The sequence below is a fragment of the Akkermansiaceae bacterium genome, assembly GCA_017798145.1.
GTDB lineage: Bacteria > Verrucomicrobiota > Verrucomicrobiia > Verrucomicrobiales > Akkermansiaceae > Luteolibacter.
Map to the genome: position 1 here is coordinate 2,611,114 of CP059069.1, position 13,744 is coordinate 2,624,857.

General features: G+C 57.9%; 12 protein-coding genes. 8 read left to right on the forward strand and 4 right to left on the reverse strand.

Going from position 1 to position 13,744, the window contains the following annotated elements; all coding sequences use genetic code 11:
* Positions 1-64 precede the first annotated feature (64 nt).
* Genes HZ994_11170 through HZ994_11180 form a run of 3 tightly spaced genes read right to left on the reverse strand, consistent with a single transcriptional unit; the run spans position 65 to position 4,965 of the window.
* Positions 65-2,926 (reverse strand): DUF2339 domain-containing protein, encoded by a 2,862-nt coding sequence (locus tag HZ994_11170; GenBank protein QTN32862.1) that lies wholly within the window; start codon positions 2,924-2,926, stop codon positions 65-67.
* A complete protein-coding gene (locus HZ994_11175) occupies positions 2,923-4,347 on the reverse strand; it encodes a hypothetical protein (GenBank protein ID QTN32863.1) in 1,425 nt (474 codons plus the stop codon). Before HZ994_11175 ends, HZ994_11170 begins: the two co-directional genes overlap by 4 nt.
* A 3-nt stretch (positions 4,348-4,350) precedes the next feature.
* Positions 4,351-4,965: a hypothetical protein gene (locus tag HZ994_11180; GenBank protein QTN32864.1), complete on the reverse strand. Its 615-nt coding sequence runs from the start codon at positions 4,963-4,965 to the stop codon at positions 4,351-4,353.
* Between the two features lie 95 nt (positions 4,966-5,060).
* Here HZ994_11180 and HZ994_11185 point away from each other — a divergent pair, with 95 nt between their 5' ends.
* Both HZ994_11185 and HZ994_11190 read left to right on the forward strand, forming a co-directional pair.
* Positions 5,061-5,603 carry a LemA family protein gene (locus HZ994_11185; GenBank protein QTN32865.1) on the forward strand — a complete coding sequence of 181 codons (543 nt, stop codon included), beginning with the start codon at positions 5,061-5,063 and terminating at the stop codon, positions 5,601-5,603.
* A gap of 49 nt (positions 5,604-5,652) precedes the next feature.
* Positions 5,653-6,597, forward strand: coding sequence for a DUF3137 domain-containing protein (locus HZ994_11190; GenBank protein QTN32866.1), 945 nt, complete (start codon positions 5,653-5,655; stop codon positions 6,595-6,597).
* A gap of 525 nt (positions 6,598-7,122) precedes the next feature.
* On the opposite strand, the gene HZ994_11195 is transcribed toward HZ994_11190, so the two are convergent.
* Positions 7,123-7,995, reverse strand: a complete 873-nt coding sequence (locus HZ994_11195) for an integron integrase (GenBank protein QTN34378.1) — start codon at positions 7,993-7,995, stop codon at positions 7,123-7,125.
* 1,694 nt (positions 7,996-9,689) lie between these two features.
* Between HZ994_11195 and HZ994_11200 the strand changes: the two genes are divergently transcribed.
* The 6 genes from HZ994_11200 (at position 9,690) to HZ994_11225 (ending at position 13,695) form a co-directional block, all read left to right on the forward strand.
* Positions 9,690-10,223 (forward strand): SMI1/KNR4 family protein, encoded by a 534-nt coding sequence (locus HZ994_11200; GenBank protein ID QTN32867.1) that lies wholly within the window; start codon positions 9,690-9,692, stop codon positions 10,221-10,223.
* Between the two features lie 64 nt (positions 10,224-10,287).
* Positions 10,288-10,605 carry a hypothetical protein gene (locus HZ994_11205; GenBank protein ID QTN32868.1) on the forward strand — a complete coding sequence of 106 codons (318 nt, stop codon included), beginning with the start codon at positions 10,288-10,290 and terminating at the stop codon, positions 10,603-10,605.
* Between the two features lie 569 nt (positions 10,606-11,174).
* Positions 11,175-11,552, forward strand: coding sequence for a hypothetical protein (locus HZ994_11210; protein QTN32869.1), 378 nt, complete (start codon positions 11,175-11,177; stop codon positions 11,550-11,552).
* Between the two features lie 693 nt (positions 11,553-12,245).
* On the forward strand, positions 12,246-12,680 hold the full coding sequence (locus HZ994_11215) for a HEAT repeat domain-containing protein (GenBank protein ID QTN32870.1): 435 nt from the start codon (positions 12,246-12,248) through the stop codon (positions 12,678-12,680).
* The gene (locus HZ994_11220) at positions 12,680-13,108 is read left to right on the forward strand and encodes a hypothetical protein (GenBank protein ID QTN32871.1); all 429 of its coding nucleotides are present in this window, start codon (positions 12,680-12,682) and stop codon (positions 13,106-13,108) included. The genes HZ994_11215 and HZ994_11220 overlap by 1 nt, the downstream gene beginning before the upstream one ends.
* 65 nt (positions 13,109-13,173) lie before the next feature.
* On the forward strand, positions 13,174-13,695 hold the full coding sequence (locus HZ994_11225; GenBank protein ID QTN32872.1) for a hypothetical protein: 522 nt from the start codon (positions 13,174-13,176) through the stop codon (positions 13,693-13,695).
* Positions 13,696-13,744 lie beyond the last annotated feature (49 nt).

The window sequence follows — 13,744 nt, forward strand, 5'->3', positions numbered from 1 at the left end:
GGGAGACGCCGCCGCCGGGGCAATGGCGAAAAAGAGGCGATCCGGAAGCGCAGGCGTGCTCGCACTAAGCCCCCATCCCCCGCTCGTCATCGAGCAGGGCTTTGATGGCTTCCGCGAATTTGTTGTAGAAAAGCCCGAGCAGGATCAGTGCGGCACCAAGGACGATGAAGGAGGCGACGCGCATGAAGGCGGTGAAATCCCAGACGTCGACCGCGAAGAGCTTGCCGAAGGAAAGCAGCAGCAGCATGAATCCGGAGACGCGGAAAATGTGAAGGCGCTGCCACAGCCCGGCGCTGACGAAGGCGAAGCCAAGGATCGTCCAGAGCACGGCGGTCGGCTTCCAGCCGAAGCGCCAGACCAGCATCTGAGTGGCCCAGAGGGCGGTGATGAGGCAGGTGATGGCGGCCAGCGCGGCGATGGCGGATTTCCTGGCCTGAGGATCGGCGATGAGTGCCGGGCGGTGGCGATAGCTCAGGGTCAGGGCGAGCATGGCGATGATCACGAGGACGCCGCGCCAATCTGCGGCATCGGCAAGCACCCGCCACGGGGTGGATATCATCGCGCCGATCAGGCCCGCCAGGGCGATGGCGATCAGGCCGAGGCACTCGACGAACATTTTCCGTTTCATGATCACGGATACCGCGGTGAGGATGATGCAGGTGATCGCCAGGAAATCCGTCCACGCACCGGGCGCGGCCTGGTGCCACGCGGCGCAGTAGCTGATGAAGGCGGAGAGGCGGAAAATGATGATGGCCAAGCCGGGCCGTTCACCGCCCATGCGTCTCCCCCAAGGGCTGAGGAGGGCGCCTGCGGATAGCGCGGCGAGGGAAGACGTGCCGAAAATCACGGGGGCGCTCCCAATCGGCGGAATCAGCAGATAGGCCAGGGAGAAAAGCGAATACAGGGCCGCGGCCAATGTGAGGCGCTTGCAGCGCAGCAGGATGGCGATGGGGACGAGCAGCGTGGCGGCGATCTGGTTGCCTAACAGCTCGGGGATTCGGGCGATGTCCGCGCAGGCCAGGGAGAGGAAAATGGGTGTGGCGAAGGCGAAGGCATAGGCGGGGATGCCCCGGTTCGCGGCGAGATCGTAGGGCGGCCCATCGATTTCCTCGGGGCGGTGCCAGAGCCATGTGCCGACGAGGGATAGTGCGGCGGCGAAGGCGAGCGGCCAGGTGAGGGTTTCGGCGAAGCCGAGGTATGCGGCGAGCGTGAGGAACCAGAGGGAAGCCCACGGAACTTCCGGCATCAGGCGTTCTGGATCGAGCTTGAGCGTGGCGAGGGAAAGCGCAACGGAGAGCGCAATCGCGGTGACGAGTTTCCACGGATCATCAAGCCGGGACACGCAGAGATGGCTGGCGATCAATGCGGCGGCCACGCAGAGGAGGCAGGCGGAAACACGCATGAATTTCCCGAACGGCGAACCATCGCCGGATCCCTTCGCGGTGATTACGGAAGTCGCCACCACCAGGGCTGCAGTAATTGCCGCGCTCCAGACCGGGACTGGCACGTGTCCGTGGAGGAAATGGGAAAAATCGTTGTGGGCGAGGATGATCCCCGTCGCGCCGAGCCCGCACAGGAGCGAGAAAACCGACTCGCATTTCCCGCGGTATTTCCATGCGGCGATGGCCAGCGCGAGCGCCTCGAAGGCGAGGACAAGCGCGAGGTTCTGGCCTTCCAGTTTCAGGATCATCGCGAAGGTGGCGAGCGCTATGCCCTGGCCGATGTTTACGCCTCCGGCGGTGGCGTTCTGGCGGCGACCGAGGATTCCGAGGGCGATGAGGATGGTGCCGAAAACGGCGGCGACCTTCCAGTAGTTGTCATCGCCGTTCTGATGCAGCCATACGCCGGAAAAGAGGAAGAAGAATAGGGCGTTATTTGCGGCGGTGAACCATGCACAGGCGCGGTCGGAAAGGCTTTCGCGGAAGCGGTTCACGGCACCAGGGATGGCGAACATGACCCACACCGGAGGGAGGAACCAGAGCGTGGCGGGATCATCCGAGCGGACATTTCCACCGGAGGCACCGAGCAACTGCCAGCCGAGGAACGCGCCGTAAGTCCCGAGCATGGAAGCCCAGCCGGGGCCTGACCAGCCGGGGCGGAGCATGAAGAACAGGCCGAGGCCGCCGAGCAGGAGATTGGAAAAGCAGGACATCCATCCGATCGGCTGAAGCATGGTGGCGTAGGAGGCGAGGACGATGCCGAGGATGGCGGTGGCCTTCGCCTGGCGCAGCCATGAGACGGCGGCAATGGAAAGGGCGGCGGCGGAAAGCATCACGGCTCCGAAGGCGGGGCTATCAATCACGCGGAGCCGCGCGACATGATGCGCGGCAAAGGTGCAGTAGTAGAAAAACGCCATGCCGCCAGCCAGCAGCACCTCGCCGAAGCGGCTGAGGCTTTCCTTGTTCGCGAGGCGTCTTCCGGTTTCCACAAGAGCCAGCGCGCAGGCGAAAAGCGCGGCGAGGCGGACGCCGTTTGGCATCTCGCGGATCCAGTTCTGGTAGGCGTAGTTGCCGAGGAAAACCAAACCTGTTAGAAGGATGACGATGCCGATGCGGACGAACCAGACCTTTCCGAAATCGAGCTCGAAGGGGGTTTCCGGGAGGGGCGCGGGGGAGGGGGCGAGTGGGAGAGAGGGGGATGCTTGGGCAGGCGGTTCCGGGACGGGTTTGGGTTGCGTATGTTCCGGCTCCGGTTTCAGGCGCGCCTCGGCCAGGGCCGGCATGAAGGCCGGGCGTTTTTCCGGCAGCGGGGGCGGGGTGGGGACGATGTGCTGCTCCGCATCCGCTTTCCCGAGCTGCGACTCCAACGCCGTGATGCGTGTGCTGATGCGCGCGAACTCCGCATGATGCCTGTCGCTCAGATCGGTGAGCTCCCGGCGCAGGCGCTTGATCTCGTTCCACAGCGGGCTTTCTTCGGAGGGGTTCATGGCTGCTTGGGTGCCGTGAAACGCAAGCCGCCTGCAGTGACGGTGGCGCTTTTATCTGGGTGGAATGGCGGGGGCTTGAAGAGCATCCGGAGCCAGAGGGCGGCGGCGGCTGTTAGGACGATCCATGGGAAAAGCCAGCCGTAGCGCGTATAGAAGGTGAGCTTGGTTTCGCGTTTCAGGGTGCCGGTGATCCCGCCCTGCTCCATCGCCCCAAGGCGGGCGTGGAGGTGCCCGGAGGGATCGATGAGCTGGGAGATGCCGGAGGTGGCGGTGACGAAAATCCACCTGCCGTTCTCCGCTGCGCGGATGCGGGTTAGCTCTGCGTGCTGGTCGTGCTGGATTTTCCCCCATGGCTCGGCATCCATGGTTGGTACGACGATATACTCCGCCCCGGCCGCGGTCATCCTGCGGATGACCCCCTCGTAGTCGCCATCGAAGCAGATCGGCGTGCCGACCTTGCCGTGCGGCGTGGTGATGGGCAGGGCGGTTTCACCCGCGATGCCATCGTCGAAGAAATGGACCGTGTGGTTCTTGTTGTGCTCACCCAGCGCGCCGCTTGCGTCCATGGTCAGGGCGATGTTCCGCCATTCCGCGCCGCCGCCAGGGCGTGACTGGGTGCCGAGGGTCAGGGTGATGCATTTTTCACGGCAGAGATCTAACAGGCCTTCCCATTCGCGCTTGTTTTTACGGACATCGAAAGGGACGGCGTATTCCGGCCAGACGACGTGATCGATGCCGGCGGGCAGTTTTTCCGTGGCCTCCACGAACGCGGCGATGGTCACGTTTTCAAACTGCAAGCCGCCCATGCTGACGGCGTTTTCCTCATCGGACACCGGGGAGTGGTGCGGGCTGGAAAGGAGGACGGCGGCAAACAGGACGGCGAGGCTGGCGGAGGCGGATTTCCACATCCGCCCGGTCAGTGCCGCTGCTGCGAAAATCACGATGGTGCCCACCCCATAGACGCCGATCCATGGCAGCAATAAGTTAGGGCCAACGGCGAGGCCTGCGGACATCCACGGAAATTTCAGCGGGAAAATCTCCGCGCGGATGAACTCCAGGGCACCCCAGCTGATGGCGGTGCAGAGTGCGAGCCTCAAGCCGCCCATGCCGCGCAGTTGCGCCGCGCCGTGGATGGCTGCGAAGAGAACCGTGAAAACGGCGAGCACACACCAAAGGATGAGCGCCACCGGGCCGAAGAGATTCAGCACCCATGTCAGGCCGGCCCCATACGCGCAGACTCCGTGGAGCAGGCCGAGCATCACTGCCGGCCGACCGCTCTGGCCATCGAGTGCGAGCAGCAGCCCGCAGAATCCCGGCAAGACCATCCAACCCCAATCCAGCGGCGGAAATGCCTGCGCATAAACCAGCCCGGAAAAGGCGGCGAGGGCGCAGCGCACCGGGAATTTCCGCAGGACATCCATGGCTCATTCCGGCTGCGCGGCGAACCACTGCTTGGTGGCGGGGCGGTTGAGCAGGATGAGGCAGAGGATGGGATAGGAGCACATCACGACGACGCTGAGTACGGTGGTCACCACCATCATGGAGCCGAACGCGACCGGCATCGCCCCGGCACCACCCGACATGGCGGAGGTCATTTCCTTCATCATGGGAATGGTGTAGGCAAAGGCCAGGACGAGGCTCACCGCTTTCCCGGCAAGTGATGTCCAGGCGTACATGTTGGACCATTTCAGCCCGTCCCTGCGCTTCTTGAGGAGCTTGATGCCTGCCACGATGATCAGGGCGGTGATGATCAGCGCCATGACTAGTCCGATGATGGTTGCGGGCATCACTTTCTCCTGCATTTCCGCCTGAATCTGGGCTTGTGCGGCCATCTCCGGGGTCTTGGGCATCAATCCGAGGAATGGGTTCCCCGCAAATGCTACATAAGTGCCGATCGCCGTGGTCGCCAGGCCGTAGGCACCGAGGATGAGGTGAAAGATCCCAAGGATCTTCACCGATTGCGGCTGGCCGAGCTGATGATAGCCCGATCCCTGTGCAGCGGCCATTTCCTGCGGGGTGAGCGGCGGTGGCTGTTCCATATCGCGCTATCCAATCCGCTTTTGGTAAAAATGTCGAGAACTCGCTCGGCAATTCCTCCTTGGCGCACCGGGGCTTGCCCTGATACGTAACCTTCATGGAACATCTGTGGGGATGGCTTTGCTTGCTGCTGCTGCCCGGCATCTGGGTGCTGCTTGTCTACAACTCCCTCGTCAACCACCGCAACCAGGTGCGGCTGGCCTTCGCCACGATCGACGTACAGCTGAAAAAACGCTTCGACCTCGTCCCAAACCTCGTCGAGACAGTCCGGGGATACGCGGAGCATGAGCGCGAGGCGCTGGAGAACGTCACGCTCGCCCGGAACCATGCGGCGGCACCCGGCGCCGACTGGCAGGCACAGGAAACCCTGCAGCACTCCCTGGGCATCCTGGTCGCCCGCGCGGAGGCCTATCCCGATCTCAAGGCCAGCGCGCATTTCCTGATGCTGCAGCGGCAGCTCTCCGAATGCGAAGCGCAGATCGCCGCCGCCCGCCGCACCTACAACGCCTCGGTGATGGACTACAACAACACCGTCGAGATGTTCCCTTCTTCCCTGGTGGCCGGGATTTTCAGGTTTGCGAGGAAGCCGGAATTCGAGATCGCTATCGCGGAAAGGGAGGCGCCGGATGTCCGTTTCTGAAGGAAATGCGGTGAATTGGCGGCCGGATGCTCATGCCATCGCGCAGAGCATGCGGCCTCTCACCGACAGGCTGGAGATCGCGCGCCGCGAGGCGATCGCGAAGCGTGGCAGAGCCATCTGGATCGCCTTGGGGATCGCTGGGATCGGCTGGGTGGTCGCGCTCCTGATCATGGCGGCTGGCGCCGAGACTGCCGTACCAGGGATTTTGGCCGGAGGTTTCTTTTCCATCGTGGCCTTGCTTGTCCATTTGCTGGTTGGAGGCGGGGCGAAAAAGGCATACCTCGCCGCGTTCAAGAAGGGCGTGTTCACCGAGGCGGCGAGCATCGCCGTGCCGGGGATCTCATATCTGCCGGAATCCATGCTGCCGGAGCATACTTTCGAAAACGGCGGGCTCTTCGGCTCCCGCATCGACCGCTACAATGGCGAGGACTGCTTCACTGGCCGCTGCGGTGCCACGGATCTCATCTTCAGCCAGCTGCATGTCGAGCGAAAGGAAACCACCACGGACTCCGAAGGAAGAAACAGCACCAAATGGGTCACCGTGTTCAAAGGCATCTACCTGGTTGCGGATTTCCACAAGGACTTCAGCTGCCGGGTGAAAATCGTGCCGGATGTGGCGGAGGCGAACTTCGGATGGATCGGCAGGAAGCTGCAGGGCGTTTCCGGCGACCTGGTGCGCCTCGAGAACCCGCAATTCGAGAGCGCCTTCAAGGTCACCGCGACCGACCAGCAGGCAGCCCGCTACCTGCTGACACCGGATATGCAGGAGCGTTTCCTGGCCTTGCGGGGCCAATGGAATTCCGCCATCCGTGCGGCCTTCCTCGATTCCTTCCTGCATCTGGCGATCCCGATGAAAGAGAATTGGTTCGAGCCGAACATGTCCGTCCCGGCGGGCGATGTGGCGGTGCTCGAAACCTTTCTGTCCCAATTGATGATCGTCCTGCACATCACCGAAACGCTGGATCTGAACACTCGGATCTGGACGAAGCAGTGAAGACGCGTGTTCTGGATCCCGCTTCAAGAAATTCCTAACCCAGGAACAAGCCCACCTCGGCGACGCCTCCGGAGAGAACCCGCTCGCCCACTGAGCCGCAAAAAAGCCATCCGCCCCCAAGCCGAAAAGCCCGCAAAGGATGCGGGCATCTTCCTGCGCCAAGCGAGAAACCGGGCGGCAAGGTCAGCGGACTCTCTACCACCGAGAGATGGAACGCCCCGAGTGCGGCTCATCGCAAGGATCTCTCGGCGACCGTCGCCCTCCCCTGCCCGAGGCCACCCCCTTCTCACTTCCCACTCCACCTCTCCCAGCTCCTCGAACCTGTCCCCTTGTATTGCGCTCCCTCCCGAGCCGCCCAACGGCCTGCCGGGTGAGTGGCGTTGTCAGGAGCGAGGCGCCGCCGGATCCAATCCGGCACGCCTCTCCGCCTTCCTCGGAATATCCTAAATGCGGTTGCCCTGCGCGCCCAACGCATCCAGCGGGCTCCGCACACCTTTCCCGTTCACATCCTCCGCCACGTGCGTGCTAGATCTCCGTCGTCTTCACATCCGCGTGTCCGAGCAGTTCCTGCAGAGTCCGGATATCCGTCCCGCCCTCCAGCAGATGGGTCGCGAAACAATGCCGAAGCACATGACTCGTCACCCTTTTTTCCACCCCTGCCTTTCTGGCAGCCCTCGTGATCGCCTCGCCGTAAACCTTGGCATGCATATGGTGCCGTCGCTCGATGCCCGTTTCCGGATCGCGCGACAAGTGGTCGGCAGGAAAGATCCAGAACCATTCCCATCTCTCCCCCGCCTTCGACATTTTCCTGGCAAGCGCCGTCGGCAATGCGACACCCGGCACCCCTTCCGCGCGGTCTTTTCCGTGAACGGCGCGCAGATCTCCCCAGATCGCATCCAGGCTTTCCTTGACCCGTTTGGGTAGGGTAACCGTCACGCGATCCTTGTCGCCCTTGCCGCCCCGCACCACCACCTGCCCGCGCGCCCTGTCAACATCCTGCACCCGCAGCGAGACGAGCTCCTGAGCCGCAGCCCGGCCCCCATACTGCATCTCCGCCATCAGGCGGTGGCGCAGTTCCAGCTTGTCGAGCAGCGCCACCACTTCCTTCGCGCTCATGACCACCGGTGTCCGCCTTTCCGTCCGCCGCAGCCTCACATCGAACAACACCTCCTCCTTGCGGCACACGTCCCTGAAGAAAAACGCCAGCGCATTGAGCGCCTGTTTCTGCGTTGCGAAGCTCACCTTTCCCTTGTCCACCAGCTCTGCCAGCCACGCGCCGCCGCGTTCCGTATCCATGGCCTCTTCCGCACCGGCCACCCACTCGCCGTAGCGCGCCATCCAGCCCGCGTAGGTCTGCCGGGTGCGCAGGGCGAACCCGCGCCACGCCCCCGCCAGCATCACCGCACGGTGCAGCCTTTCTCCCAGTGAGCGCGGCTCGCGCCCGTTCTGAGCACATAGCTCCAGCCACCGCCTGTGCCAGCGCATCGCCACCGCCCAGCGCTCCAGCTGCCAATCCTTGCGCGGCTTGGTGATCACCTGCTCATTCCAGAATCTCACCGCCGATGCCCTGACCGGCTCCAAACCCTGCCCCAGCCTCCAGTGCTCATACCACGCCAGCAAAAACACGTGGTTTTGCTTTTCCTGATCCGTGAGATCCCGGGAAGCCTCGAGATCCGATCTCCAGTCGGCATGCGAACCTATCATCGGAACACTGTTCGTTTGAAAGGTGTTTGCAATCAAGGTTTTTCATCACGCTTCGTAAATTCTGGTATTCAACCATCTATGACCATCACAGATGCCTGACGGAACGAACGCCTTCACCGCAACCCCGCGCAAAACCGCCACCCTCCGCCGCCCGATATGGACACGCCCCCGCGCGAAAAGCCTTGATCTTCCAACGATTTCCCGCTCCCATACTGGAAGACTATCCCGCCCGATATCACAAGCTGGGCGGAACTAATACATCTGTTCTGCGAAGAAATTTTCTCATCAATCCATGTCGAAGCTAAAAGACACAGTGATCCTGATAGCCAGCCTTGGGTTGCCAACAACAGCCATATGGGGGCTGGTAGTGAGGTTGTGGACAGATACCACATTGGTATCACAGGTGCATATACGCATCCTCCTAGTATCAGCAGCCTTGCTAGCCACGTTATTGGTTTTGTCATTCTGGTGGATTTCACGGTTGAACAAGCGTATCCGGCCTTTGAGTTTCCAGGAGCAGTGCGTTTTCGATCCTCGCTTGGGTTTATACCGACATCCTGATTCGGATATTCTGTACTGCGGATCTTGCACTCCGAAGGGATTGATTTCGCCGTTGAAGAATCAGAATCACGGATGGATTTGCGTTGTTGACAGCGCCCACTGGCACAACGATCCAGATAACCCTGAGCCGCGCCGCGATAGTGTGGCGAGGTCTGGTCTGATAACCGACTTTTAGATTTAAAAACATGCAGAACAAGCCGGAGGAGCCGACGCCGAGGAAGCTTTCTGATCATTTCGAGCCTCCTTCCCGGCGCGGCTCTCCTTTAACGTTCGATAAGAAATTTCTAAAACAACGTATCCACTTATGACAGACTCCAAAGAACTTGCTGACAACTTCCTTGATAAGTTCAATTCGCGAATAGATAGCCCTAGATCTAAGATAGAAGGCGGGAATCTCGTTCTCGACCCTGATGGCGCTGATTACGACATCGACCTGGATTCTTGCTCCACTCATTCTCAGATCGTTTATTGGGTGATGCACCTTTCCGAGAAGACTTGGTTTGACCGCGAGTTGCTTAGGACGTTCATCTCCGCCGCATGTTCCTATCACGGGCTTGATCCGAGATCTAGGCTCTAGCGTAGCACTCCTCACGAAGTCGCCGCAATCGTCGCAGATCTTTTGTCCGTCCATATTGTAGTATCCCCATTTTGACACTTCACCACAATATCCGCATTTCGGTTTCGTAGTTTTCACGCATCACCTCCTTCCGAAGACAATGAAGAACCCGAACAAGGCGGAGATACCGACGCCGAGGAAGCAGTCTGATCAAGTTGAGCGTCGCACCGGCGCGGTATTCCTTTAACGTTCGGTAAGAAAAGAAGATGCAATGAAATCACTTGCCGATAAAGTATCAGAACTCGGCGGCAAGCTCGCACCACCTGCGTCTGAAGATCAGATCGCAAATCTAGAGGCGAAGCTCGGCTACACGATTCCGACTGAGCTTAGAACCTATCTTTCGAAGCATAACGGTTGTTCGGAGGAGACCGATGAGGCGATATGGAACTTTTGGCCATGTGCGAAGATTTCAAGTTACGGCGATTACAGGGATGAGGACGAGTTTTTACCCGACAATAACTGGCTGAGGATGATTGATCCTTCGGCGAGGGAGATTAAGCTTCCGGCTTCAAGGGTCATTTTATTCGCGGACAGCCTGATTGAAGCTCCAACTTACGGACTCTATCATTCACCAGGATGCAGGTTTGACGGCATCGTTTTCGATACGACATACGGTTCTATCTCTGCGCTTAGCTTGGGCTACTGGCTAGATGATTTCATCGATCACGGAGAGGAAGGCCTGCTCCTATACAATAACGAAGAAACCGAACAAGGCGGAGATGGCGACGCCGAGGAAGCCGTCTGATCATTTTGGAAGTTGACCCCGGCGCCGCCATTCCTTAGACGTTCGGTAAGAAGTAAATACTACAATGAAAACCGCAATCATCTCGTATGATCTCCGCAATACAAAACCTGGCGACAACTCACGAGTGAAGTCAGCGCTAGAAGAGTTCAGGAACACCCACGCGACTCTCCAAGCTCTAAATGTTCTAAGCGCCTTCCCAAGATGGGTTAATCTTGAACTCCCAGACACAACCCTTGTGGCGACTATTGCAGATCCAGATATCACGGCTGCAAAGATTGCGGGTGAGATCGCCAGTGTCATTCAAAATACCAACGCAACCGTAGGTAAGATATACGTCGCATTTCTTAACACCGACGATGACTTTCTGGTTAACAACAACTAACATACCTAACCTTCATGCAATTTCTAGCTTCTGATTTGACGCAGTTTATGAATAGCCTACTTTTTGCTTTTTCTGTTGGGTGAACGGCGCGATAAATTACGCAGTCACATTTGCTTTCGGGAGGAGTGCTCCTGTTATTTTAGCAATGCCAGTAACGATTTTTTGTTATTTGGAGCGATCAACTACGCATGGAAGATCCACCGCTAGTATTTACTGCTATGGGATCTATCGGAGCCGCCGCGGGTTGCTATGTAGGGGCGACAAGGAGAGCTAAGGAGAAAGCAAATAAAAAAATAACCGAAAAAGAAACCGAACAAGGCGGAGATGGCGACGCCGAGGAATCCGTCTGATTAAATTCGAGCTTTACACCGGCGCGCCATTCCTATGCCGTTCGATAGAAATTCTGATGCAGTCCCAATTCATTCTCAAAGCGTGCACATATATTTTGCTTTCGTTGGCATGCGCATCTTTCGCGTTGGCGGAAGAAGAAGCGAAGGGGTTTGATCTCTTCAATATGGATCACTCCTCAACTGGTTGCGAGAAGGCTGGTGTAATCTGGGGCGTTTGCTATGGCCGAACCGATGAAGGCAAGGTCTCCTATGCAGTCTTTTACGATGGTTCGAAGCCTTCTCCGTTCGCTGCTAAGATTTGGTTTCGTAGCGATGGCGAGAAGGGGAGTTAGATTAGTTGCCACGCACAATGGAGAGTCGATCGATCCGCCCGACCCAGAGCAGAACATCCTCTTGATTCTTGGGGACACAATTGCGAGAGGGCATTTTGAGCCAATGGACGATGCTAAATTCCAGCAGTTCTTGAGTCAGAAGCAGGAATTCACTGTCGCTGGCCTAGAGTTGTTTTCCAAGGAGGGCGGAGGAGACATCAAGCCCGAGGAAGACAAAAAATCGAACAAGGCGGAGATGGCGACGCCGAGGAAGCCGTCTGATTAATTGTGAGTTTACACCGGCGCCGCCATTCCTTAGACGTTCGCTACAAAATGAAGAGTCCTATCATAGCATCCATAGCATACGTCGCATTAGCGATGATCTGTATGGCCGGGCGCCCTATCATTTTGGAAGAAGCCGAGGCGTGTTCCCAAGCTGAACTCGTTGTTGTCGCTACGATTTCGGAAGCTAAGGATGTTCCTGCTGACAACGATGATCCTTTTGGAGGATGGGGGATCAGAGTGGCACCAATTTGGTTTCACCAAGGTTGCCCCAGTGGAAGTCGAGCGGACGCTATTCGGAACCGCACCGGATGAGTTGTCGATTTACGGAGGCAAGCTGGGAGCTGGAACCGACTTCAGAATAGAGAAGGGAAGGTATTTGGTTCTTTTTAATTAAAGTCAAGAATGGTGCCTATAGGGCTGTGGATTACCATTACTCGTTCATACCAATCAAGAATGACAAAGTTGGATGGTTGATCGAGAGGTATCCCGCGATGCGTGAGTGGATTTCAATCGAAGAGGCTATGAAGCGCATCGAAGCTCAAAAAGAAAAAAGCGAACAAGGCGCAGATGGCGACGCCGAGGAAGCCGTCTGATTAATTTTGTGCGTGCAAGTCGGCGCCGCCATTGCTATGACGTTAGGCAGAAAATGGGATTGTTCCGAAAAGACCCTCTGAAAGCGCGTGTCCAAGAGTCCATGAAGCTCTTGGAGAGTGCTCCTGATGACTTTCGCTTCTTCAAAGTTCTGAAACAAGCGCGCCAATCACTGATTGAATTGCCAGTCGAAGCTCGTCGTTACTTGGGTACTTATCTTTCGCACCCGAATCCTTGGGTAAGGAGGTATGCGGGAACAGCGCTGGCCGTTCACATGGACGACGAGGTTCTTGAGCTCCTGCTAAAAGGGATCAGAACGAACGACCCCGACGTATGCTCATGGTATGCATCAGAGATCGCGAAGTCGCCTCACCCTCGCGCTTTGCCTTCGCTTGAGGCGTTCATTTCAGGAATGCATCCATCCGCTCGTGAGGGATCTTTCGCAGGATACGTGAATCCCAGCCAGACGGAGGGGTTGACCTGCTGCTTCTGGGTATTGGGCAAGAGGATAGCCTCGATTCGCTACGTGAGCGAGTAATGGCGCTCGCCGCTTACAACAGGCTCAATCAAATCACCGAGATTTACGATCGGTTTTCGGCAGAGCAAAAGGCATGGATCATGAGGGATCCCTATCCTTGTTGGAAGAGGGACCGCGATATTCCTGGTAGGCAGGCGATCATCGGTCGATTGCTTCTTGAAGGAGACGATGACTTGGTCTGGGATACATTTCAGAAGATTGATCCACCAGATCTTGCTGATGCAACTCTTCGTCCCGTCTTAGTAAAGTTGCTTTCGCATCCGAATCACCGCATCAAGTCACGAGCAGAAGATTACATCGAAGTAATCGACTGTAGCACGAATCAAAAAAAGAGCCTAACAAGTCGTGGCGCACCAACCGGCCATAAGCTTTTCAATTTCATTTCAACATCCTTTCAATCGCGCCGGTGGGCGCACATCAAACGTTAGCGAAGAAAATTCTCACTCGATGAACCGCCTCTGCACAGATAGCAAGAGGCAGAAGGAAGCAAAGCATGGCAGCACCAAAAACAAGAATAGCAGCGGCGATAATCCTTTCATTAATAGGTGTCGCGGGGTCGACCGGGCTGATTGTATCCGGCTTGATAGGTGAGTTGTCGTTCGTCCTTCTATTAGTCTCGTCAGCGTTCATTGGTCTCGTGGTGGCATTTATTGATAGGATTCAGTCATTCAGCCTAAGAGAACTTAAGGTGGAGATGGCCAAGGTAGAGGCGGCGCGCCAAGAGGTTGAGGACATCGCAATGACATTGGCTGAGATTTCGGTATTTTTCGCCGCGTTTAATCATCGGTTTGGTAGCGAGGAGTCCCACAGGATCGAACGCGAGTGGATAACCACCAAGGTTCACAACCTGCTTGATTCGATTCAGCAGGATACCGCCACTAAGGAGAAGGTTCTGAGGTATTTGACCGACGTTCAGAAGATGGACGCCATGCGGGAATCCGATTCGGAGGCTGGAGATGCTATTTGGGACGCAATGTGGAAGACCATCGAAGATGAATCGAAAAAGAGACGCTAACAAGGCGTGGGAGAGCAACCGCCATCCCGCTTTCTGTTTGGAGCGGGGC